The following is a 20,875-nucleotide window of genomic DNA, read 5'->3' as shown; positions in this document are numbered from 1 at the left end:
GGCGTTAGTCTTTCTCTCTAAGCAAAACCTGGCAGGCGGTTAATGCCTCCGCGCTGTCACCGGCGAGTATCGCATCGACGATGGCCTGGTGGTGCTGGAGCTTAATCACTTCGTTGCCGGTGATGGCGCGGAAGTAACTTTGATATACCGAACTGAACAGATTGGCAAATGAGGTCAGAAATGGGTTGCCGCTGGCTTCATAGATGAGCTGGTGGAATTGGGTATCCACCTGGATCCAGTGCTCTCGGTCGAACTGGATATGCAGGGCGCGCATTTCTGCCATCAGTTCAGCCAGTCGTGCGGTTTGCTGATGGCTGGCATTGGCCGCCGCCAGCGAGCAGGCCTGAGGTTCCAGAGAGGTGCGCAATATAAGGAAGTGCTGCATGACCTGATCGAAGTTTTCCTTGGTCATCCACCAGGTCAGCAAATCCTGATCGAGAAAGTTCCACTGGCTTTGCGGCATCACCCGGGTCCCAATGCGTGGTCGGGGCAATAACATGCCTTTGGCTGCCAGCATCTTCACCGCTTCGCGTACCGCCGTGCGGCTAACGCCGAATTGTTCGCCCAGTTCCATCTCTCCGGGCAGGATGCTGCCGGCCTGATAATCGCCTGCCAGAATTTGTTGGCCGAGTTTTTCTGCAAGTAGATAAGAAAGATTGCGTTGGGCGGCCTGTTGTTGAGCATTAAATTGCATGGCTGCGAGTCCTTAACTGACATTGTTACTCTTATTTTACTCTACGGATCGCCAGCTTTTGTGGCTGTTTACCGGAAAAAGTGACGAAAACGCTGACTTGTGCAGCGCTTTGTTGAAATAATCCGCGCTTGAAAAGTTTTTTGCATTTAGGGGTTGCGGCCTTCTGAGAACTCCCTATAATGCGCCTCCACTGACCGGGAACAACGACTCCTCTAACGAGAACCAAGTCGCCCAGTCGGAAAGAGAAAAGCGAAATAAACGCTTGACTCTTCGGGTGAAAAGCGTAATATACGCCACCTCGAGATAGCAAGCTACGGCGGCTAACTCACTGCTCTTTAACAATTTATCAGACAATCTGTGTGGGCACTCCACAAGACGATATCCAGAACCTTCGGGTTCGAAAAAATATCAAGTCTTGAAGAGTGACCAAGCAATAAGTTGTTTTGTTGGCTTGTCCAACTGAACGACTATTACGAAAGTTATTTTCGAGCATCGCTTCACGAGTTGAAGCAAATCAAGCTTTTAATTGAAGAGTTTGATCATGGCTCAGATTGAACGCTGGCGGCAGGCCTAACACATGCAAGTCGAGCGGTAGCACAAGAGAGCTTGCTCTCTGGGTGACGAGCGGCGGACGGGTGAGTAATGTCTGGGAAACTGCCTGATGGAGGGGGATAACTACTGGAAACGGTAGCTAATACCGCATAACGTCTTCGGACCAAAGTGGGGGACCTTCGGGCCTCACGCCATCAGATGTGCCCAGATGGGATTAGCTAGTAGGTGGGGTAATGGCTCACCTAGGCGACGATCCCTAGCTGGTCTGAGAGGATGACCAGCCACACTGGAACTGAGACACGGTCCAGACTCCTACGGGAGGCAGCAGTGGGGAATATTGCACAATGGGCGCAAGCCTGATGCAGCCATGCCGCGTGTGTGAAGAAGGCCTTCGGGTTGTAAAGCACTTTCAGCGAGGAGGAAGGGTAGTGTGTTAATAGCACATTGCATTGACGTTACTCGCAGAAGAAGCACCGGCTAACTCCGTGCCAGCAGCCGCGGTAATACGGAGGGTGCAAGCGTTAATCGGAATTACTGGGCGTAAAGCGCACGCAGGCGGTTTGTTAAGTCAGATGTGAAATCCCCGCGCTTAACGTGGGAACTGCATTTGAAACTGGCAAGCTAGAGTCTTGTAGAGGGGGGTAGAATTCCAGGTGTAGCGGTGAAATGCGTAGAGATCTGGAGGAATACCGGTGGCGAAGGCGGCCCCCTGGACAAAGACTGACGCTCAGGTGCGAAAGCGTGGGGAGCAAACAGGATTAGATACCCTGGTAGTCCACGCTGTAAACGATGTCGACTTGGAGGTTGTGCCCTTGAGGCGTGGCTTCCGGAGCTAACGCGTTAAGTCGACCGCCTGGGGAGTACGGCCGCAAGGTTAAAACTCAAATGAATTGACGGGGGCCCGCACAAGCGGTGGAGCATGTGGTTTAATTCGATGCAACGCGAAGAACCTTACCTACTCTTGACATCCAGAGAATTCGCTAGAGATAGCTTAGTGCCTTCGGGAACTCTGAGACAGGTGCTGCATGGCTGTCGTCAGCTCGTGTTGTGAAATGTTGGGTTAAGTCCCGCAACGAGCGCAACCCTTATCCTTTGTTGCCAGCACGTAATGGTGGGAACTCAAAGGAGACTGCCGGTGATAAACCGGAGGAAGGTGGGGATGACGTCAAGTCATCATGGCCCTTACGAGTAGGGCTACACACGTGCTACAATGGCGTATACAAAGAGAAGCGAACTCGCGAGAGCCAGCGGACCTCATAAAGTACGTCGTAGTCCGGATCGGAGTCTGCAACTCGACTCCGTGAAGTCGGAATCGCTAGTAATCGTAGATCAGAATGCTACGGTGAATACGTTCCCGGGCCTTGTACACACCGCCCGTCACACCATGGGAGTGGGTTGCAAAAGAAGTAGGTAGCTTAACCTTCGGGAGGGCGCTTACCACTTTGTGATTCATGACTGGGGTGAAGTCGTAACAAGGTAACCGTAGGGGAACCTGCGGTTGGATCACCTCCTTACCTAATGATATTGATTGCGTGAAGTGCTCACACAGATTGTCTGATGAAAAAGTAATGAGCAAAAGCGCTACCTGTTGATGTAATGAGTCTCTGACTCATGCTGATACGAACCGATTAAGACGTGAGTCTAATCGGAATTTCGTGTCCCCATCGTCTAGAGGCCTAGGACACTGCCCTTTCACGGCTGTAACAGGGGTTCGAATCCCCTTGGGGACGCCATTCCGATAATGAGTGAAAGACATTATCACCGGTGCTTGCTGCACCGAAAACATCTTAAAGATGACTTTAACGAGTCGTGTTTAAGATATTGCTCTTTAACAATCTGGAACAAGCTGAAAATTGAAACATGACAGCTGAAACTTACTCCTCCGTAGAAGTATTGGAGTAAGGAGTACCCTGTCATAGAGTCTCTCAAATGTAGCAGCATGAAAGTGGAAACACTTTTGGGTTGTGAGGTTAAGTGACTAAGCGTACACGGTGGATGCCTAGGCAGTCAGAGGCGATGAAGGGCGTGTTAATCTGCGATAAGCGTCGGTAAGGTGATATAAACCGTTATAACCGGCGATACCCGAATGGGGAAACCCAGTGCAATTCGTTGCACTATCATACGATGAATACATAGTCGTATGAGGCGAACCGGGGGAACTGAAACATCTAAGTACCCCGAGGAAAAGAAATCAACCGAGATTCCCCCAGTAGCGGCGAGCGAACGGGGAGGAGCCCAGAACCTGAATCAGTTCTTGTGTTAGTGGAAGCGTCTGGAAAGTCGCACAGTAAAGGGTGATAGTCCCGTACACTAAAATGCATTAATTGTGAGTTCGATGAGTAGGGCGGGACACGTGACATCCTGTCTGAATATGGGGGGACCATCCTCCAAGGCTAAATACTCCTGACTGACCGATAGTGAACCAGTACCGTGAGGGAAAGGCGAAAAGAACCCCGGCGAGGGGAGTGAAATAGAACCTGAAACCGTGTACGTACAAGCAGTGGGAGCCTACTTTGTTGGGTGACTGCGTACCTTTTGTATAATGGGTCAGCGACTTATATTTTGTAGCAAGGTTAACCGTATAGGGGAGCCGTAGGGAAACCGAGTCTTAACTGGGCGAATAGTTGCAAGGTATAGACCCGAAACCCGGTGATCTAGCCATGGGCAGGTTGAAGGTTGGGTAACACTAACTGGAGGACCGAACCGACTAATGTTGAAAAATTAGCGGATGACTTGTGGCTGGGGGTGAAAGGCCAATCAAACCGGGAGATAGCTGGTTCTCCCCGAAAGCTATTTAGGTAGCGCCTCGTGAACTCATCTTCGGGGGTAGAGCACTGTTTCGGCTAGGGGGCCATCCCGGCTTACCAAACCGATGCAAACTCCGAATACCGAAGAATGTTATCACGGGAGACACACGGCGGGTGCTAACGTCCGTCGTGAAGAGGGAAACAACCCAGACCGCCAGCTAAGGTCCCAAAGTCATGGTTAAGTGGGAAACGATGTGGGAAGGCATAGACAGCCAGGATGTTGGCTTAGAAGCAGCCATCATTTAAAGAAAGCGTAATAGCTCACTGGTCGAGTCGGCCTGCGCGGAAGATGTAACGGGGCTAAACCATGCACCGAAGCTGCGGCAGCGACGCTTAGGCGTTGTTGGGTAGGGGAGCGTTCTGTAAGCCGTTGAAGGTGGTCTGTGAGGATTGCTGGAGGTATCAGAAGTGCGAATGCTGACATAAGTAACGATAAAGCGGGTGAAAAACCCGCTCGCCGGAAGACCAAGGGTTCCTGTCCAACGTTAATCGGGGCAGGGTGAGTCGACCCCTAAGGCGAGGCCGAAAGGCGTAGTCGATGGGAAACAGGTTAATATTCCTGTACTCGGTGTTACTGCGAAGGGGGGACGGAGAAGGCTAGGCTAGCCGGGCGACGGTTGTCCCGGTTTAAGCGTGTAGGGGGAGTGACCTGGTAAATCCGGTGACTTATCTAACCCTGAGGCGTGATGACGATGCACTACGGTGCAGAAGTAGTTGATGCCAAGCTTCCAGGAAAAGCCTCTAAGCATCAGGTAACACAGAATCGTACCCCAAACCGACACAGGTGGTCAGGTAGAGAATACCAAGGCGCTTGAGAGAACTCGGGTGAAGGAACTAGGCAAAATGGTGCCGTAACTTCGGGAGAAGGCACGCTGGCGCGTAGGTGAAGAGACTTGCTCTCGGAGCCGAAGCCAGTCGCAGATACCAGCTGGCTGCAACTGTTTAATAAAAACACAGCACTGTGCAAACACGAAAGTGGACGTATACGGTGTGACGCCTGCCCGGTGCTGGAAGGTTAATTGATGGGGTCAGCCGCAAGGCGAAGCTCTTGATCGAAGCCCCAGTAAACGGCGGCCGTAACTATAACGGTCCTAAGGTAGCGAAATTCCTTGTCGGGTAAGTTCCGACCTGCACGAATGGCGTAATGATGGCCAGGCTGTCTCCACCCGAGACTCAGTGAAATTGAACTCGCTGTGAAGATGCAGTGTACCCGCGGCAAGACGGAAAGACCCCGTGAACCTTTACTATAGCTTGACACTGAACATTGAGCCTTGATGTGTAGGATAGGTGGGAGGCTTTGAAGCGTGGACGCCAGTCTGCGTGGAGCCAACCTTGAAATACCACCCTTTAATGTTTGATGTTCTAACTCGGCCCCATAATCTGGGGTGAGGACAGTGTCTGGTGGGTAGTTTGACTGGGGCGGTCTCCTCCCAAAGAGTAACGGAGGAGCACGAAGGTTAGCTAATCACGGTCGGACATCGTGAGGTTAGTGCAAAGGCATAAGCTAGCTTGACTGCGAGAGTGACGGCTCGAGCAGGTACGAAAGTAGGTCTTAGTGATCCGGTGGTTCTGAATGGAAGGGCCATCGCTCAACGGATAAAAGGTACTCCGGGGATAACAGGCTGATACCGCCCAAGAGTTCATATCGACGGCGGTGTTTGGCACCTCGATGTCGGCTCATCACATCCTGGGGCTGAAGTAGGTCCCAAGGGTATGGCTGTTCGCCATTTAAAGTGGTACGCGAGCTGGGTTTAGAACGTCGTGAGACAGTTCGGTCCCTATCTGCCGTGGGCGTTGGAAGATTGAGAGGGGTTGCTCCTAGTACGAGAGGACCGGAGTGAACGCACCACTGGTGTTCGGGTTGTCATGCCAATGGCATTGCCCGGTAGCTAAGTGCGGAAAAGATAAGCGCTGAAAGCATCTAAGCGCGAAACTTGCCTCGAGATGAGTCTTCCCTGGGAACTTGATTCCCCTGAAGGAACGTTTAAGACTAAGACGTTGATAGGCTGGGTGTGTAAGTGCAGCGATGCATTGAGCTAACCAGTACTAATGATCCGTGAGACTTAACCTTACAACACCAAAAGTGTTTTGATTTGAGAGATTTTCAGCGAGTTCCGAGATTGGTTCTGGTGGTTACTGAGGTAACGGCTGGAATGAAACAGAATTTGCCTGGCGGCAATAGCGCGGTGGTCCCACCTGACCCCATGCCGAACTCAGAAGTGAAACGCCGTAGCGCCGATGGTAGTGTGGGGTCTCCCCATGCGAGAGTAGGACACTGCCAGGCATCAATTAAGCCAAGAGGCCATCCGCAAGGATGGCCTTTTTGCTGTGTACGAAAGACAAAAACAGACGCAGCTACGCTGCGCCTTTCAGCCATTCGGTGATGAAATCGGCGATGCTCTCCGGCTGGTTGAGATCCAGGGATCTTGTCTTGACCGCTATCGATTTATCGCTGGCAACGGCGATAACGAACTCATCCAACATATCTTCAAGCGGCCTGCCTATCTCTTCACGATAGAGAATGATTTTACTGATGGGCTCATGTTTAAACCCCTCGACTAAAATCATATCCACCTTGCTACGATCAAAACGACTGGCCAGATAGTGAAGATCCAAAGGTTGCTGTTCCGGCGTTTCGGTCATTAATGCCCAGCGACGATCGCTGGCGACCAAGGTTTGGTCGGCGCCCGCTTTGCGCAGTTCATAACTGTCTTTGCCTGGTGTATCCACGTCCATATCATGATGCGTATGCTTGATCAGTCCTACGCGGATTTTCCGCTGCTTTAATAAAGGAATTAATTGCTTAAGTAGCGTGGTTTTACCCGTTCCGCTATAGGCGGCAATTGCCAGCAAGGGGGGAAGAGCCTTATTCATTGGTGAGTCCTTTTTCCTGCTGCCAGCGCAGGCAGTCTTCCCGGGTATTAAGATTATGGAATGCTGCTTGTTGACCACTAAACGCTATTTTCCGTGCACCTGCCACATCCAGGAACAACATCAATTTGCGTTCCCCACGGGCCAGATACTCTTTTAACTGAGGCGCCAGGCTGGTATGCAACAGTGCCAGTGTGGGGTGTGCCCGCTCTCCATCGCTGGCATAGGCGGCCAGAGAGCTGCCTTTCTGTTGCCAGAGTTGATCAACCAGCGTAGCGGGAAAATCGGGGACGTCGCAGGGGACAAAAACGACCCATTCGGTGGCCGCGTGTTTCAATCCGGCCAGCATACCTGCTAGCGGGCCAGAAAAGTCTGGTGTCAGATCGCTGACGATTGGCAGACCGCTTTCGCCATAGCGCGCCTGATTGCGATTGGCACTGATGGCCATCAGGCTTACCTGCGGGCGTAACCGAGAAAGTACGTACTGATACAGAGGTATGCCGGCAATCTGAATCAGGCCTTTATCTTCCCCGCCCATACGTGTGGCGCGCCCACCGGCTAAAATAATGCCGGTAATCTCCTCATGCATATCTATCATCCCGAATTTATGGCTAACGCCCTGATTGTAGCGCTAAAGAGGGTGCGACATCAGGATTTACCTTTATTGACAAGCTGCTTCTTTCACTGCGTTGTTAAGCCTGTTACTTTGTGTGTTTATTGATTCTATTGGATGATATTGCGATGAAAACGCACCGCGTAAACGAGCTGATTGAGCTGCTACAGCCGGCCTGGCAGGAAGATCCAGATCTTAACCTGATCCCGTTTTTGCAAAAGCTGGCACAGGAAGCCGGTTTTCAGGGCAATCTGGCCGACCTGAGCGATGATATCCTGATCTACCATCTGAAAATGCGTGGTAGCGCCGGCACCGAACAGATCCCTGGCCTGAAAAAGGATTACGAAGAAGACTTCAAAACGGCATTGCTTCGTGCCCGTGGGGTGATCAAGGATTAGCATTCGTGCGGTAAGGTGAACCAGTTACTCGTGAAACCTGCCATTAATGCTACTATTTCTCATTCCCGGCACAGTGATGTCACCAACCGAAACCGAATGTTGTTATGAACAACTCAGCTTTTAATTTTCAGACCCTGTCGCCCGACCTGATTATGGACGCGTTGGAGGGGGTTGGTCTGCGTGTAGATTCCGGGCTGACAGCGCTTAACAGCTATGAGAACCGCGTCTATCAGTTTATGGACGAAGATCGTAAGCGTTACGTGGTGAAGTTTTATCGGCCTGAACGCTGGAGTGCAGAGCAAATTGGTGAAGAACATCAGTTCTCTCATGATCTTGCCCTGGCAGAGATCCCGGCAGTTGCGCCACTGGCCCTGCAGGGCCAAACGCTGCATACACACAGCGGTTTCTTTTTTACTGTTTTTCCCAGCGTTGGCGGGCGGCAGTATGAGATCGATAATCTCGATCAACTGGAGTGGGTGGGGCGTTTCCTGGGGCGTATTCATCAGGTAGGCAGTGAAAGCCTGTTTGTGGAGCGCCCGACAATGGGCATTGAGGAATATCTCACTACACCACGTCAGGTATTGGCTAGCTGTGAACTGTTGCCGAAGGCCCAGCGCGAAAATTTCCTGAATGCGACCGACAGATTGATTGAGGCGATTAAGCAACATTGGCATCTGGACTGGCAGCCGCGACGTTTGCACGGTGATTGCCACCCGGGCAATATCCTGTGGCGTGATGGTCCGCTGTTTGTTGATCTGGATGACGCGCGAAATGGGCCGGCAATACAGGATCTGTGGATGCTGTTGCATGGTGAACGTCGCGATCGCTTGATGCAGTTAGATATTCTGCTGGAAGCTTACTCCGAGTTTGCCGAGTTTGATCAAAGTGAATTAGCGTTGATCGAGCCGCTGCGGGCCATGCGGATGGTGTACTACCTGGCATGGGTTGCTCGTCGTTGGCAAGATCCCGCGTTTCCTAAAAGTTTTCCGTGGATGGCGGAGTCTGATTTTTGGTTATCTCAGACGGCGGCATTCACCGAGCAGGTTAAGCTGTTGCAGGAACCCCCTCTGCAGCTGATGCCAATGTATTGAAGCTTTAACACAATGGAGAGTTTAGTCTTATGAAGAAAATTTGGTTGGCACTCGTTGGCATGGTAATGGCATTCAGTGCCTCGGCTGCGCAATTTAGCGATGGTGCTCAGTACGTAACCCTGGATAAGCCGGTGACTGGCGAACCTCAGGTACTGGAGTTCTTTTCCTTCTATTGCCCGCACTGCTATCAGTTCGAGCAGGTGTATCACGTTTCCGAAAATGTGAAAAAAGCGCTGCCTGCGGGCACTAAAATGACCAAGTACCACGTTGAATTCCTGGGGCCGTTGGGTAAACAACTGACTCAGGCCTGGGCTGTGGCAATGGCGCTGGGCGTGGAAGATAAAGTTAGCCCGCTGATGTTTGAAGCGGTGCAGAAAACCCAGACCGTGCAAACTCCGGATGATATCCGCAATGTGTTTGTGAAGGCTGGCGTGAGTGCAGCTGATTATGATGGGGCCTTGAACAGCTTCGTGGTTAAATCCCTGGTGGTTCAACAAGAGAAAGCTGCAGAAGATCTGCAACTGCGTGGTGTGCCGGCAGTATTTGTTAACGGCAAATACATGGTTAAAAACGATGGCCTGGATACCAGCTCGATGGATGCTTACGTGAAGCAATTCGCCGAAGTGGTTAAATTCCTCAGCGAGCAGAAGTAACCGAAATTTAAAGTGAAAAGCCGGCGTAGCCGGCTTTTTTTACTCTACGATTGCTTCAACTTATCCAGCAGCCGGTCTTTATCCTGCCACAGCGTATTCAACCAAAGCTGGAAGCGCCGCTTAAACTGCTTATCGTTAAAGTAATCGCCATGCATGGTTTCATCGACTGGCAGCAGCTCAATTCTTACCACCACGCGTTTTAATCGTCCGCACAACATATCCAGAAAAGGCCGCTCAGTATTCTCAGGATAAAGCAGGGTGACGTTTAACACTTTATCGAACTGCTTACCTAATGCACTGAGTGTAAAAGCAATGCCGGCGGCTTTTGGGGCCAGTAAATTGCGGTAGGGCGAGTTGGTTTTAATTTTCTTGGCTTCAGTAAAGCGCGAGCCTTCTACAAAATTGACGATGGTGGTTGGACGCTTACGGAATTTTTCGCAGGAACGGCGCGTGGTTTCGATGTCATTACCGCGTTTTTCTGGGTGTTTAAGCAAATAGGCACGTGAATAACGTTTCATGAATGGCATATCCAGCGCCCAGCAGGCCAGGCCGACAAAGGGCACCCAGGCTAGCTGTTGCTTAAGAAAGTATTTATTCATTGGAATATGGTTACGGAACAACACGCACAGCACCACAATATCCGACCAACTTTCGTGATTGCTGATCAGCAGATACCAGTTTTTTCGTTCCAGCCCTTCCAGCCCTTCAATATCCCAACGCAATTGCCCATTAATGCGTAATAGCAGTGCCAACCCTACGCACCAGCACCACATCATAAAATCGGCAAAGGCTGAGATACGTCGCCAGACGGCAGGAAAGGGCACCAGTAGCTTAATGATACCGGCCAGCGTGATGGGGACTGAACAGAGTACGGTCACCAAAATGGCGAGCAGGGCAGAAAGTATAAAAATAACAGGGGATAACAATCTTGGCATGGTTATGGGCTGACGGTTGTTGGTAACAGCGTTACATGCCGGTATGCATGAACAAAAAAATATTTTAACAGAAACCATAGGGGGAAAGCGCCCGTTAACAGTAACTGTTTTAAAGAGGAGGAAATAGGCATTTGCTGCGTTTTCGTGCAACTTGCTCATCTTGTGCTATGGTAATTGAGGCGCCAAATTTGATAAATAGTGCGATTAAAATTGGGTGCAAGATATATCCACAAATTGTGTAAAAGTCGATAAATACCCTCAATTAAAATAACGCAATTTAACGCAGTGATTTCAATAGGAATTTTATTTGCACTTATAACGATAAATGCATCGTTATAATTTGCTGTCTTTTCTATGCACAAAGTTATCCACAGGCAGGATCTTGCGGATCGCTTCGCAAGATCGCATGATTTTCATCTTCATTGCACTCTAAGGTTCGTCTCCAGCGGCCAGCTATGGCATGCTTACCGCCATGTCCGATCACGATAAAGATAAAGTAACGCTATGGCTCAAATTGCAGAAAACCCACTAATCCTGGTTGACGGTTCCTCTTACCTCTACCGCGCTTATCACGCCTTCCCTCCGCTGACCAACTCCGCGGGTGAACCGACCGGGGCAATGTACGGCGTGCTGAATATGCTGCGTAGCCTATTGCTGCAGTACCAGCCAAGCCATGTTGCGGTGGTGTTTGATGCCAAAGGAAAAACCTTTCGTGATGAGCTGTTCGCAGAATACAAATCACACCGGCCACCTATGCCGGACGATCTGCGCGCGCAAATCGAGCCGTTGCACAAAATGGTCAAGGCCATGGGGTTGCCGCTGTTGGTCACGCCCGGCGTCGAAGCCGACGACGTCATAGGCACGCTGGCGCTGGAAGCTGAAAAGGCCGGTCATGCGGTGCTGATCAGCACTGGCGATAAAGACATGGCGCAGTTGGTCACGCCGAACGTCACCTTGATCAACACCATGAACAACACCATTCTCGGCCCGCAGGAAGTGTGCGACAAATACGGTATTCCGCCGGAGCTGATTATCGACTTCCTGGCGCTGATGGGGGATGCCTCGGATAACATCCCAGGCGTACCAGGCGTGGGTGAGAAGACCGCGCAGGGGCTGTTACAGGGCCTGGGTGGGCTGGATGTGCTCTATGCGAATCTGGACAGTATCGCCACGCTCAGCTTCCGTGGAGCCAAGACCATGGCGGCCAAACTGGAGCAGAACAAAGAGATGGCATACCTCTCTTACAAGCTGGCCACTATCAAAACTGACGTTGAGCTGGATATTACCTGCGCCGATCTCCAGGTGTCTCCGCTGGACGTCGATACGTTGCAACAGTTGTTCAAACAGTATGAATTTAAGCGCTGGCTGGCAGATGTCGAAGCCGGCGTTTGGCTGGAAGGCAAGAAAGGTGCCGGTGTGAAAGCAACCAGCGCGGCGAAATCTTCTGCCAGTGCAGTGGCGGAAACCGGAAAAGCCCCGGCAGAAGCAACGCTATCGCAAGAGGGTTACGTCACCATTCTGGATGAAGACACCTTCACTGAGTGGCTGGAAAAACTGAAAAAAGCCGAAGTGTTCGCGTTTGATACCGAAACCGACGGCCTGGATACCCTGACCGCTAACCTGATCGGCCTGTCATTTGCCATTGCTCCGGGTGAAGCCGCTTATCTGCCGGTGGCACATGACTATCTTGATGCGCCAACGCAGTTGGATCGCGCTCATGTCCTGGCTACGCTGAAGCCGCTGCTGGAAGACGAGAAAGCGTTGAAGGTCGGGCAAAACCTGAAGTTTGATATGAGCCTGCTGGCGCGTTACGACATTACGCTGCGCGGTATTGCCTTTGATACCATGCTGGAGTCCTATGTGCTGGACAGCGTGGGCGGCCGTCACGATATGGACAGCTTGTCCGATCGTTACCTTGGTCATAAAACCGTGACCTTCGAAGAGATTGCCGGTAAGGGTAAAAAGCAGCTCACCTTCAACCAGATTGCACTGGAGCAGGCAGCACCTTACGCCGCTGAAGATGCGGACGTGACGCTGCAATTACATTTGGCGATGTGGCCGCAATTGAAGGAAAGCGCTGAGCTGTTGACGGTTTTCAATCAGATTGAAATGCCGCTGTTGCCGGTGTTGTCGCATATCGAGCGAACCGGGGTGCTGATTGATCAAAGCATTTTGGCCACCCATTCCATCGAATTGACCAAGCGCCTGGCTGAGTTGGAAATTCAGGCCCATGAACTGGCGGAAGAGCCTTTCAACCTGGCGTCGACCAAACAGTTGCAGGCGATCCTGTACGAAAAACAAAAGTTGCCAATACTGAAGAAAACTCCGGGCGGTGCGCCTTCGACTAATGAAGAAGTGCTGGCTGAGTTGGCGTTGGATTACCCATTACCGAAAGTAATTCTGGAATACCGTGGCCTGGCGAAGCTGAAAACCACCTATACCGACAAGCTGCCGCTGATGATTAACCCGGTCAGTGGTCGGGTGCATACTTCCTATCATCAGGCGGTGACGGCTACCGGGCGTCTCTCTTCCAGCGATCCCAACCTGCAGAATATTCCGGTGCGTAACGACGAAGGGCGCCGTATCCGTCAGGCATTTATTGCTCCTGAAGGCTACCGCATTGTTGCTGCCGACTATTCACAAATTGAACTGCGTATTATGGCTCACCTGTCACAGGATGAGGGGTTGCTGAAAGCCTTTGCGGCTGGTGAGGATATTCACCGCGCCACGGCGGCCGAGGTGTTTGGCCTGCCGCTCGATAAGGTGACCAACGAGCAGCGCCGCAGCGCCAAGGCGATTAACTTCGGTCTGATTTATGGCATGAGCGCGTTTGGTCTGGCGCGCCAGTTAGGGATCCCACGCGGTGAAGCGCAGCGCTATATGGATCTTTACTTCGAACGTTATCCGGGCGTGCTGGAGTATATGGAGCGCACCCGTCAGCAGGCCGCCAGCCAGGGCTACGTCAGCACGCTGGATGGCCGCCGTCTGTATCTGCCGGATGTCAGCTCCAGTAACGGTATGCGTCGCAAGGCGGCCGAGCGAGCGGCGATTAATGCCCCAATGCAGGGGACGGCAGCCGACATCATCAAGCGTGCGATGATCGAAGTGGACGCCTGGCTGCAAGCTCAGGAAAAGCCACTGGTACGTATGATTATGCAGGTACACGATGAACTGGTGTTCGAGGTACATGAGTCGGTGCTTGAGGAATCCAACCAGCGTATTCGTGAGCTGATGGAAAACAGTATGGCGCTGGCCGTGCCGCTGAAAGTCGACGTTGGCGTGGGTGCCAATTGGGATGAAGCGCACTGATAATGCGGTGGTTCGTCAGCCAACCTTCAATGGCAGAGCTAACTGGCGATAACCTAAGCAGTTTTTGTAATTAAGCTACAAGATACGGCGATTGTTTCCGCAACCTCGCCGTTATTACGCTCTAAACTGTGTAAGTAAACTACAAAAAATTCTTTTGCACTGCGAAAAAATCATGTAAAGTTACTCGCGTAGGGTACAGAGGTAAGATGTTCTATCTTTCAGACCTTTTACTTCACGTAATCGGATTTGGCTGAATATTTAGCCGCCCCAGTCAGTATTGACTGGGGCGTTTTTTATTGTAAAAACAAAGCCAAGCCATAAGTTTTTCCTATTCTCTCCGAAACGCTTTTTCCTCGTTTGATCCCCTGAATTTGCTCATCCGCTGAGCTCTCATCGTTAAATGGTCATAAGAATTTATGATGATTTTCAGTCAAAACTGTAATTAGATAACGAAAAAGGCCTGATTTCGCGGATCGCAGACGCAAAAAAGCCGATGTGTTTCCACATCGGCTACTGCGGCACCTGGGGCGTTGTTATTCGCCGGCGGTGTCGTCATCTTCCGGCAGTACTTCCGGTGGGATCTCGTTAAACCAGGTGTTCAGTTTCTGGCTCAGCTTGTCGACGCCGATTTTTTTCGGTGAGGAGAAGGCTTCAACCTGGATATCGCCCATAAACGGCACTACCGCTTCACGCACCATATTGAGCTGCGCCTTGCGCGCGCCAGATGCCAGCTTGTCCGCTTTGGTCAGCAGGAGCAGGACCGGCGTACCGACTTCGACGGCCCACTGAATCATCTGTTGGTCGAGATCTTTCAACGGATGGCGGATATCCATCAGCACCACCAGGCCTTTCAGGCAGTTACGCATTTGCAGGTATTCACCCAGCGCACGCTGCCATTTGCGTTTCATCTCTTCAGGAACTTCGGCGTAGCCATAACCTGGCAGGTCGACGAGGCGAATGCCTTCTTCCACTTCAAACAGGTTAATCAGCTGGGTACGGCCCGGCGTTTTACTGGTACGCGCCAGACCTTTCTGGTTGGTCAGGGTATTTAACGCGCTGGACTTACCGGCATTAGAGCGACCGGCGAACGCAACTTCAATACCTTCATCCCCCGGAAGATGGCGAATATCGGGCGCACTGGTGACGAAATGGGTCACATGATAATTGTAATTCTTGCTGGTCAAAATTTTTCGTCTCCGCAAGGATGGCTAACTGGTTGGCGATTATAACTGCATCAGCGGTAAAAATGGTGTGTTTCTCTGTTTTTAAGCATCGGGCCAGCAGGGCGTGGCAGTCAGACCTCAGCGAGCTTGTGAGACATTCGCCATTCGAATAGGGGGCAATGTCGCTTTATTCGAAAGCTGTTTTTATTCTTTACCTTTAAAAACAGAATGTTAATTCTCCGATGTGTTTTTTGTTATGCCAATTGCCCGGCCGCTACCTTGAGCCTAACTCCTGATAGCGTAAAGTAGGTTGCAGCACAAGGCTGTGCAGGATTAAGGAACATCCGGGAAGGGTGATAAATCTCATGGAGTGCACAGGAAGTGCTGGAGTGCCAGGATGAACCCAGAAGGAATTGACCTATTTGCATCTGAATTTGCGAATAGCACAAGGATGGTGAAGTCACTGCAATTTGGATGCCCGCAGGAAGCGCGCTCAGGAAGAGTGGATGTGCAGGGATTGTGCCAGGGACGATTTTTCTTTCAGGATGAAGGACGTAGTGCGGCAGGGAATGCGTTTATAGCAAAAGGAAAAACCAGGATGTTGAGTGTGCGCACGGAGCGCGTAGCAGGAATATCCTTCGAAAGAGGGTGCAAAAAGGCGGCAGGTTTAACCTGCCGCCTTTTTTCTTTGTCCGCTTTCTGCTAGATTCCGCCGCAATCGTATAGCATCTATCTCTATACTGAATCTACATACCTAAGAGCATACGCTATGAACCAGCCATCAAAAGCACCTCGCGCCCCACGCAGCAGCGCGGCGACGCCGAAAAACAAAAAGAAAAGCCGTGCGGAGCTCGATCAGGAAGCCCGTGAACACAAGCGTGCGAAAAAACGCCGTGGTCTCGCTTCCGGTTCTCGCACCCAGGTTGAGTCCACCAATCAAAAAAATAAAGCGGCGGCCCAGGCCAAAGATCCGCGTATCGGCAGCAAAGTGCCGGTAGCGCTGGTGGTTGAAGATAAGCCAAAAGCCAAACCGCAACCCAAGCCGAAAGCTGAAGCCAAGCCTAAGCCACGTCTGACGCCGGAAGAAGAACTGGCCAAGCTGGAAAATGATGAGCGTCTGGACGCACTGCTGGATCGCATTGATGACGGCGAGACTCTGAGCGCCGAAGATCAGAAATATGTTGATCAGACGCTGGATCGTATCGATGCCCTGATGGAGCAATTGGGCATTGAATTGGGTGATGACGACGAAGAAGAAGAAGAGAAGCGGGAAGATATCCTGAAGCTGCTGAAAGGCGGTAACCCAAAAGACGTAATTTAACGCGTCATGTGGCTGATCCTGACAATAGCCCTACTCTTGATGTGTTATCTGCTGTGGTTATTCGGTAAACTATGGCGGCTGTCTAAACGCAAAACGCGTTTTCGCAGCGCTTCCGCGGCCAGACAGCGTAGACAACTGCCCATTTCCCGGCCCGGTAGAAAAAAATATCGGAAGGAGTGAGCATGTCAGAGCAGGCAATTGTCTGGGATCTGGCCCTGATCCAGAAATATAACTATTCAGGGCCGCGTTATACCTCATACCCCACAGCGCTGGAGTTCAACCAGGGCTATGACGAAGCGGCGTTTCAACGCGCTGCTGCGCGCTATCCAGAACGTCCGCTGTCGCTGTATGTGCATATCCCTTTCTGCCACAAACTCTGCTATTTCTGTGGCTGCAATAAACTGGTGACGCGTCAGACGCACAAGGCCGATGAATATCTGGCGGTGCTGGCACAGGAAATCGCCCAGCGCGCGCCTCTGTTTGCCGGGCGTAAAGTTGGTCAGTTGCATTGGGGTGGCGGCACGCCGACCTACCTGAGCAAGTCGCAAATCAGCAAGCTGGTGGCAATGCTGCGCCAACACTTTGATTTTCTCCCCGATTTGGAAATGTCGATCGAAGTCGATCCGCGTGAGATTGAGCTGGATGTGCTCGATCATTTACGCAGCGAAGGCTTTAATCGCCTGAGCATGGGGGTGCAGGATTTCAATAAAGAAGTGCAGCGGCTGGTGAACCGTGAGCAGGATGAAACCTTTATCTTCGCTCTGATCGCTCGCGCCAAGGCTTTGGGCTTTAACTCCACCAATATTGATTTGATCTACGGGCTGCCAAAGCAGACGCCGGAGAGCTTTGCTTACACCCTGCAGCGGGTGGCGGAACTCAACCCGGATCGTCTCAGCGTATTTAACTACGCCCACATGCCGAACCTGTTTGCAGCCCAACGCAAAATCAAAGATGCGGATTTGCCGAGCGCGCAGCAGAAACTGGATATCCTGCAGCAGACCATCGCCTCGCTGACCGAGTCCGGCTATCAGTTTATCGGCATGGACCACTTTGCCCGCCCGGATGATGAACTGGCCGTGGCACAGCGCGAAGGGAAACTGCACCGCAACTTCCAGGGGTACACCACTCAGGGTGACAGCGATTTGCTGGGGCTGGGCGTATCCGCCATCAGCATGCTGGGGGACAGCTATGCCCAGAACCAGAAAGAGCTGAAGACCTATTACAGTAGCGTTGAGGCGCAGGGGCATGCCTTGTGGCGCGGCCTGGCGATGACGGAAGACGACTGTCTGCGGCGTGAGGTAATCAAAACGCTGATCTGCAATTTCAAACTGGACTATCTGGCAATAGAGCAACAGTTCGCTATCGACTTCGCCGGCTATTTTGCCGAAGACCTGCAACTGCTGGCACCGTTTGAACGTGATGGGCTGGTGGAGCGTGACGAGCAGGGTATTCGCGTTACACCGCGCGGTCGGTTGCTGATCCGCAATATTTGCATGTGTTTTGATATCTACCTGCGACAACAGGCGCGCACTCAGCAATTCTCTCGGGTTATTTGATCGATAAAGAAACGGCCGCATTAGCGGCCATTTTTTTAATTAGAAATTTAACTGAAGAAATTAATCAGTGCGGCGCACAACACCGCAGCAACGGCTGCCTGCGGTGTGTGGCTGGCGGCAGAGCCAAGCTCCGCGCCTTGGGAAATGAATGCGACCAATGAGTCCAGCATCGAGAGCCTCCAGAGTGTGCGCCCCGATCATACTGCCGGCAGAGCGGCTGTAAAGCCTGAAGTCGTCGATTTTTTGTGCGCTTGATTGTGTTTTTTATAATCAACAACGCAAACTATTCCATTCCCAACTCTTTCAACTTGCGCGTTAACGTATTGCGGCCCCAACCCAACAAGCGAGCGGCTTCCTGCTTATGCCCCTGGGTATGGCGCAGCGCGGTAGTGAGCAAAGTGCGCTCCATTTCCGGTTGCGCTTCCGACAGCAAGTTTTGATGACCGGAACGCAGTGCCCGGTCGGCCCACTGCGCCAGTAGCGTAGCCCAACTGTCCGGCAAGCTGTGGCCGGCCGTTTCCGGCGCAGCGGTTTCAAACAGCTCACTCGGCAGATCCTGAATCAGCACTTCCTGCCCGGCGGCCATCACGGTTAACCAGCGACAGGTGTTTTCCAACTGACGCACGTTACCTGGCCACGGCAGGCGGGTCAGGGCGGTTTCGGTTTCCGGATGCAGATTCTTCGCCTCAACGCCCAGCTCTTTTGCCGCCACTTGCAGGAAGTAGCGCGCCAGACGAGGTATGTCCTCACGACGTTCACGCAACGGTGGCAGATGTACGCGAATGACGTTCAGGCGATGGAACAGATCTTCACGGAATTTACCTTCCTGTACCCGCAGCTCCAGGTTCTGATGGGTGGCGGCGATAATGCGCACGTCCACCTTCACCGGCGCGTATCCACCGACCCGGTAGAATTGACCATCGGCCAGCACCCGCAGTAAACGGGTTTGAACATCCAGCGGCATATCGCCGATTTCATCCAGGAACAGTGTCCCGCCATCGGCCTGCTCAAAACGGCCCTGACGGATCTGATTGGCACCGGTAAAAGCCCCTTTTTCGTGGCCGAACAGCTCGGATTCGATCAGGTCTTTAGGGATCGCCGCCATATTCAACGCGATAAACGGAGATTTGGCTCGCGGGCTGTGGCGATGCAGGGCATGGGCCACCAGCTCTTTACCGGTGCCGGATTCGCCGTTGATCAGCACGCTGATCGATGAACGCGACAGACGGCCAATGATGCGGAACACGTCCTGCATCGCCGGGGCTTCGCCGATAATGTCCGCCACCGGGTCGTTGGCCGGCTGGCTGCGCGCCGGTTGTTGCTGTTCCTGATAATGGCTGATGGCGCGCTCTACCAGCGCGACCGCTTCATCGATATCAAAGGGTTTTGGCAGGTAATCGAACGCTCCTTGCTGGTAGGCGCTGACCGCGGCGTCCAAATCCGAATGTGCCGTCATTATGATGACCGGAAGCATGGGGTGACGCTGCTTGATCTGCTTGAGCAACGCCAGACCATCCATACCCGGCATGCGGATGTCAGACAGCAACACGTCAGGAGTTTGCGTGGCCAGGGCTTCCAGTACCGCATTGCCATTTTCAAAGGTCACGCAACTCACACCCGCTCCAGTGAGCGCGCGTTCAAGCACCCAGCGGATGGAGCTATCGTCATCGACGATCCAGACTATCCCTCGTTGCATAGAAAACCTCACTGGCGAATAGGCAGGTAAACCGAGAATTCGGTATGTCCTGGCCAACTGTTAAATTCAATTTTTCCGCAATGCTGATCGATAAGATTACGGGCGATGGATAAACCCAGGCCGGTTCCGCCTTCGCGGCCGCTGACCATTGGGTAAAACAGCGTGTCCTGCAACTGCGCCGGTACGCCGGGGCCGTCATCTTCAATATCGATACGTGCCGCTAACCGGTAGCGGGTGCCGTGCAGGGTGATCTGGAATGCGGTTCGGGTGCGCAGCGTAATGGTGCCACCGGCTTCACCCAGCGCCTGCAGCGCATTGCGAGTGATGTTCAGCAACACCTGTTCGATTTGATCCGGGTCGTGCGCCAACTCCGGCAGGCTCGGGTCGTAGTCGCGTACCAGCGTTACGTTATCCAGCTTCTCCAGCGACACCAGTTGGCAGACTCGCTCCGCCACCTGATGAATACTTTGAGTAATGTGCTGGCCTGGCCGTTGTGGGCCCAGCAGGCGATCGACCAGATTGCGCAGGCGGTCGGCCTGTTCAATGATCACCTTGGTGTATTCGGTCAGCGACGGATCGGGCAGAGCCTTGGCCAGCAACTGCGCCGCACCGCGCAGCCCACCAAGCGGATTTTTAATCTCATGCGCCAGGCCACGAACCAGATCGCGGGCGGCAACCTGCTGGGCGTGCTGCAGTTGTTCCTGGCTCAGGCGGCGTTGGTTATCCATCGGCGCCAGTTCGATCAGGATATAGCCTTCAGACAGCGTCTGGGCGGTCAGGGAGAGGATATGCGCGCGCCCGTCAACCACCAGGGTCACTTCGCTATCGGTAAAGCCCTGGCCGGCGCGCAGGCTCTCACGCATAAGATCGACATTCAGCGAAAAATAGCCGAGCAGATCGGGTAACGGTGTACCGAAAAGTTTACGGGAACTTTGTGCCAGCAGTTGTTGTGCCGCCGGATTGGCGTAATGAACCGCCAGCGAGTCATCCAACAGCAGGATGCTGTTGATGAGAGAATTGAGGATCTGCCCAGCATCGGGCAGCTTGCCAGTTGCCATATAGCAGACTCCTGCACCTTTTTAGTGCATCTATCCTACTCCATCCGCCCTGCGTGCGGCACGGAATAGTTTTGCAGAAAATACGGTGGAGAAAAAAACCCATCCGAAGATGGGCAGAAAGTTTCCACGGCAACAAAAAAAGACAACTAAATCTGAGC

General features: G+C 52.4%; 14 protein-coding genes, 1 tRNA gene and 3 rRNA genes. 10 read left to right on the top strand and 8 right to left on the bottom strand.

What is annotated here, in order from left to right; translation table 11 throughout:
* Positions 1 to 4: 4 nt before the first annotated feature.
* Positions 5 to 694, bottom strand: coding sequence for a FadR/GntR family transcriptional regulator (locus ACNT1W_RS01960; protein ID WP_012147562.1), 690 nt, complete (start codon positions 692 to 694; stop codon positions 5 to 7).
* Positions 695 to 1,217: 523 nt separating this feature from the next.
* Between ACNT1W_RS01960 and ACNT1W_RS01955 the strand changes: the two genes are divergently transcribed.
* The 4 genes from ACNT1W_RS01955 (at position 1,218) to rrf (ending at position 6,337) form a co-directional block, all read left to right on the top strand.
* Positions 1,218 to 2,760: ribosomal RNA gene (locus tag ACNT1W_RS01955) — 16S ribosomal RNA — on the top strand.
* A gap of 143 nt (positions 2,761 to 2,903) precedes the next feature.
* Positions 2,904 to 2,979, top strand: a tRNA-Glu gene (locus ACNT1W_RS01950).
* Between the two features lie 235 nt (positions 2,980 to 3,214).
* Positions 3,215 to 6,124 (top strand): 23S ribosomal RNA (locus tag ACNT1W_RS01945).
* A 97-nt stretch (positions 6,125 to 6,221) separates the two neighbouring features.
* A 5S ribosomal RNA gene (gene rrf, locus ACNT1W_RS01940) occupies positions 6,222 to 6,337 on the top strand.
* The 16S, 23S and 5S rRNA genes sit together here with 1 tRNA gene alongside, the layout of an rRNA operon.
* 71 nt (positions 6,338 to 6,408) lie before the next feature.
* Here the strand turns inward: rrf and mobB are convergent.
* On the bottom strand, positions 6,409 to 6,927 hold the full coding sequence (mobB, locus tag ACNT1W_RS01935; protein ID WP_261278118.1) for a molybdopterin-guanine dinucleotide biosynthesis protein MobB: 519 nt from the start codon (positions 6,925 to 6,927) through the stop codon (positions 6,409 to 6,411).
* The gene (gene mobA, locus ACNT1W_RS01930) at positions 6,920 to 7,513 is read right to left on the bottom strand and encodes a molybdenum cofactor guanylyltransferase MobA (RefSeq protein WP_419246345.1); all 594 of its coding nucleotides are present in this window, start codon (positions 7,511 to 7,513) and stop codon (positions 6,920 to 6,922) included. Before mobA ends, mobB begins: the two co-directional genes overlap by 8 nt.
* A 152-nt stretch (positions 7,514 to 7,665) precedes the next feature.
* Here mobA and ACNT1W_RS01925 point away from each other — a divergent pair, with 152 nt between their 5' ends.
* The 3 genes from ACNT1W_RS01925 to dsbA all read left to right on the top strand — a co-directional run bounded on the left by ACNT1W_RS01925 (position 7,666) and on the right by dsbA (position 9,679).
* Entirely contained in the window at positions 7,666 to 7,935 is a 270-nt protein-coding gene (locus tag ACNT1W_RS01925) for a YihD family protein (RefSeq protein ID WP_012147559.1), read from the top strand.
* A gap of 104 nt (positions 7,936 to 8,039) precedes the next feature.
* On the top strand, positions 8,040 to 9,026 hold the full coding sequence (locus ACNT1W_RS01920; protein ID WP_112363676.1) for a serine/threonine protein kinase: 987 nt from the start codon (positions 8,040 to 8,042) through the stop codon (positions 9,024 to 9,026).
* Positions 9,027 to 9,055: 29 nt separating this feature from the next.
* A complete protein-coding gene (gene dsbA, locus ACNT1W_RS01915; RefSeq protein WP_012147557.1) occupies positions 9,056 to 9,679 on the top strand; it encodes a thiol:disulfide interchange protein DsbA in 624 nt (207 codons plus the stop codon).
* Between the two features lie 44 nt (positions 9,680 to 9,723).
* On the opposite strand, the gene ACNT1W_RS01910 is transcribed toward dsbA, so the two are convergent.
* A complete protein-coding gene (locus ACNT1W_RS01910; RefSeq protein ID WP_012147556.1) occupies positions 9,724 to 10,614 on the bottom strand; it encodes an acyltransferase in 891 nt (296 codons plus the stop codon).
* Positions 10,615 to 11,118: 504 nt separating this feature from the next.
* Between ACNT1W_RS01910 and polA the strand changes: the two genes are divergently transcribed.
* Positions 11,119 to 13,923 carry a DNA polymerase I gene (gene polA / locus ACNT1W_RS01905; protein ID WP_017894471.1) on the top strand — a complete coding sequence of 935 codons (2,805 nt, stop codon included), beginning with the start codon at positions 11,119 to 11,121 and terminating at the stop codon, positions 13,921 to 13,923.
* Between the two features lie 533 nt (positions 13,924 to 14,456).
* Here polA and yihA read toward each other — a convergent pair.
* Complete coding sequence (gene yihA / locus ACNT1W_RS01900; RefSeq protein ID WP_012147554.1) at positions 14,457 to 15,107, bottom strand: ribosome biogenesis GTP-binding protein YihA/YsxC; 651 nt, start codon at positions 15,105 to 15,107, stop codon at positions 14,457 to 14,459.
* A gap of 748 nt (positions 15,108 to 15,855) precedes the next feature.
* Between yihA and yihI the strand changes: the two genes are divergently transcribed.
* On the top strand, positions 15,856 to 16,407 hold the full coding sequence (gene yihI, locus ACNT1W_RS01895) for a Der GTPase-activating protein YihI (protein ID WP_012147553.1): 552 nt from the start codon (positions 15,856 to 15,858) through the stop codon (positions 16,405 to 16,407).
* Positions 16,408 to 16,589: 182 nt separating this feature from the next.
* The gene (gene hemN / locus ACNT1W_RS01890; RefSeq protein WP_017894469.1) at positions 16,590 to 17,963 is read left to right on the top strand and encodes an oxygen-independent coproporphyrinogen III oxidase; all 1,374 of its coding nucleotides are present in this window, start codon (positions 16,590 to 16,592) and stop codon (positions 17,961 to 17,963) included.
* A 47-nt stretch (positions 17,964 to 18,010) separates the two neighbouring features.
* On the opposite strand, the gene ACNT1W_RS01885 is transcribed toward hemN, so the two are convergent.
* The 3 genes from ACNT1W_RS01885 to glnL form a co-directional block, all read right to left on the bottom strand.
* Complete coding sequence (locus tag ACNT1W_RS01885) at positions 18,011 to 18,133, bottom strand: YshB family small membrane protein (RefSeq protein WP_017894468.1); 123 nt, start codon at positions 18,131 to 18,133, stop codon at positions 18,011 to 18,013.
* A 113-nt stretch (positions 18,134 to 18,246) separates the two neighbouring features.
* Positions 18,247 to 19,659 carry a nitrogen regulation protein NR(I) gene (gene glnG, locus ACNT1W_RS01880; protein WP_012147551.1) on the bottom strand — a complete coding sequence of 471 codons (1,413 nt, stop codon included), beginning with the start codon at positions 19,657 to 19,659 and terminating at the stop codon, positions 18,247 to 18,249.
* Between the two features lie 8 nt (positions 19,660 to 19,667).
* A complete protein-coding gene (gene glnL, locus ACNT1W_RS01875; RefSeq protein ID WP_419246344.1) occupies positions 19,668 to 20,717 on the bottom strand; it encodes a nitrogen regulation protein NR(II) in 1,050 nt (349 codons plus the stop codon).
* Positions 20,718 to 20,875: the final 158 nt, after the last annotated feature.

Source organism: Serratia sp. NFX21 (genome assembly GCF_048517035.1).
Classification (GTDB): domain Bacteria; phylum Pseudomonadota; class Gammaproteobacteria; order Enterobacterales; family Enterobacteriaceae; genus Serratia; species Serratia quinivorans.
Note: the sequence above shows the minus strand (reverse complement) of the source record. Positions and strands in the feature narration are given on the sequence as shown.

Coding starts and splice junctions, on each gene's coding strand:
- ACNT1W_RS01960 (WP_012147562.1), bottom strand. CDS start 694: ATGCAATTTAATGCTCAACAACAGGCCGCCCAACGCAATCTTTCTTAT.
- mobB (WP_261278118.1), bottom strand. CDS start 6,927: ATGAATAAGGCTCTTCCCCCCTTGCTGGCAATTGCCGCCTATAGCGGA.
- mobA (WP_419246345.1), bottom strand. CDS start 7,513: ATGCATGAGGAGATTACCGGCATTATTTTAGCCGGTGGGCGCGCCACA.
- ACNT1W_RS01925 (WP_012147559.1), top strand. CDS start 7,666: ATGAAAACGCACCGCGTAAACGAGCTGATTGAGCTGCTACAGCCGGCC.
- ACNT1W_RS01920 (WP_112363676.1), top strand. CDS start 8,040: ATGAACAACTCAGCTTTTAATTTTCAGACCCTGTCGCCCGACCTGATT.
- dsbA (WP_012147557.1), top strand. CDS start 9,056: ATGAAGAAAATTTGGTTGGCACTCGTTGGCATGGTAATGGCATTCAGT.
- ACNT1W_RS01910 (WP_012147556.1), bottom strand. CDS start 10,614: ATGCCAAGATTGTTATCCCCTGTTATTTTTATACTTTCTGCCCTGCTC.
- polA (WP_017894471.1), top strand. CDS start 11,119: ATGGCTCAAATTGCAGAAAACCCACTAATCCTGGTTGACGGTTCCTCT.
- yihI (WP_012147553.1), top strand. CDS start 15,856: ATGAACCAGCCATCAAAAGCACCTCGCGCCCCACGCAGCAGCGCGGCG.
- hemN (WP_017894469.1), top strand. CDS start 16,590: ATGTCAGAGCAGGCAATTGTCTGGGATCTGGCCCTGATCCAGAAATAT.
- ACNT1W_RS01885 (WP_017894468.1), bottom strand. CDS start 18,133: ATGCTGGACTCATTGGTCGCATTCATTTCCCAAGGCGCGGAGCTTGGC.
- glnG (WP_012147551.1), bottom strand. CDS start 19,659: ATGCAACGAGGGATAGTCTGGATCGTCGATGACGATAGCTCCATCCGC.
- glnL (WP_419246344.1), bottom strand. CDS start 20,717: ATGGCAACTGGCAAGCTGCCCGATGCTGGGCAGATCCTCAATTCTCTC.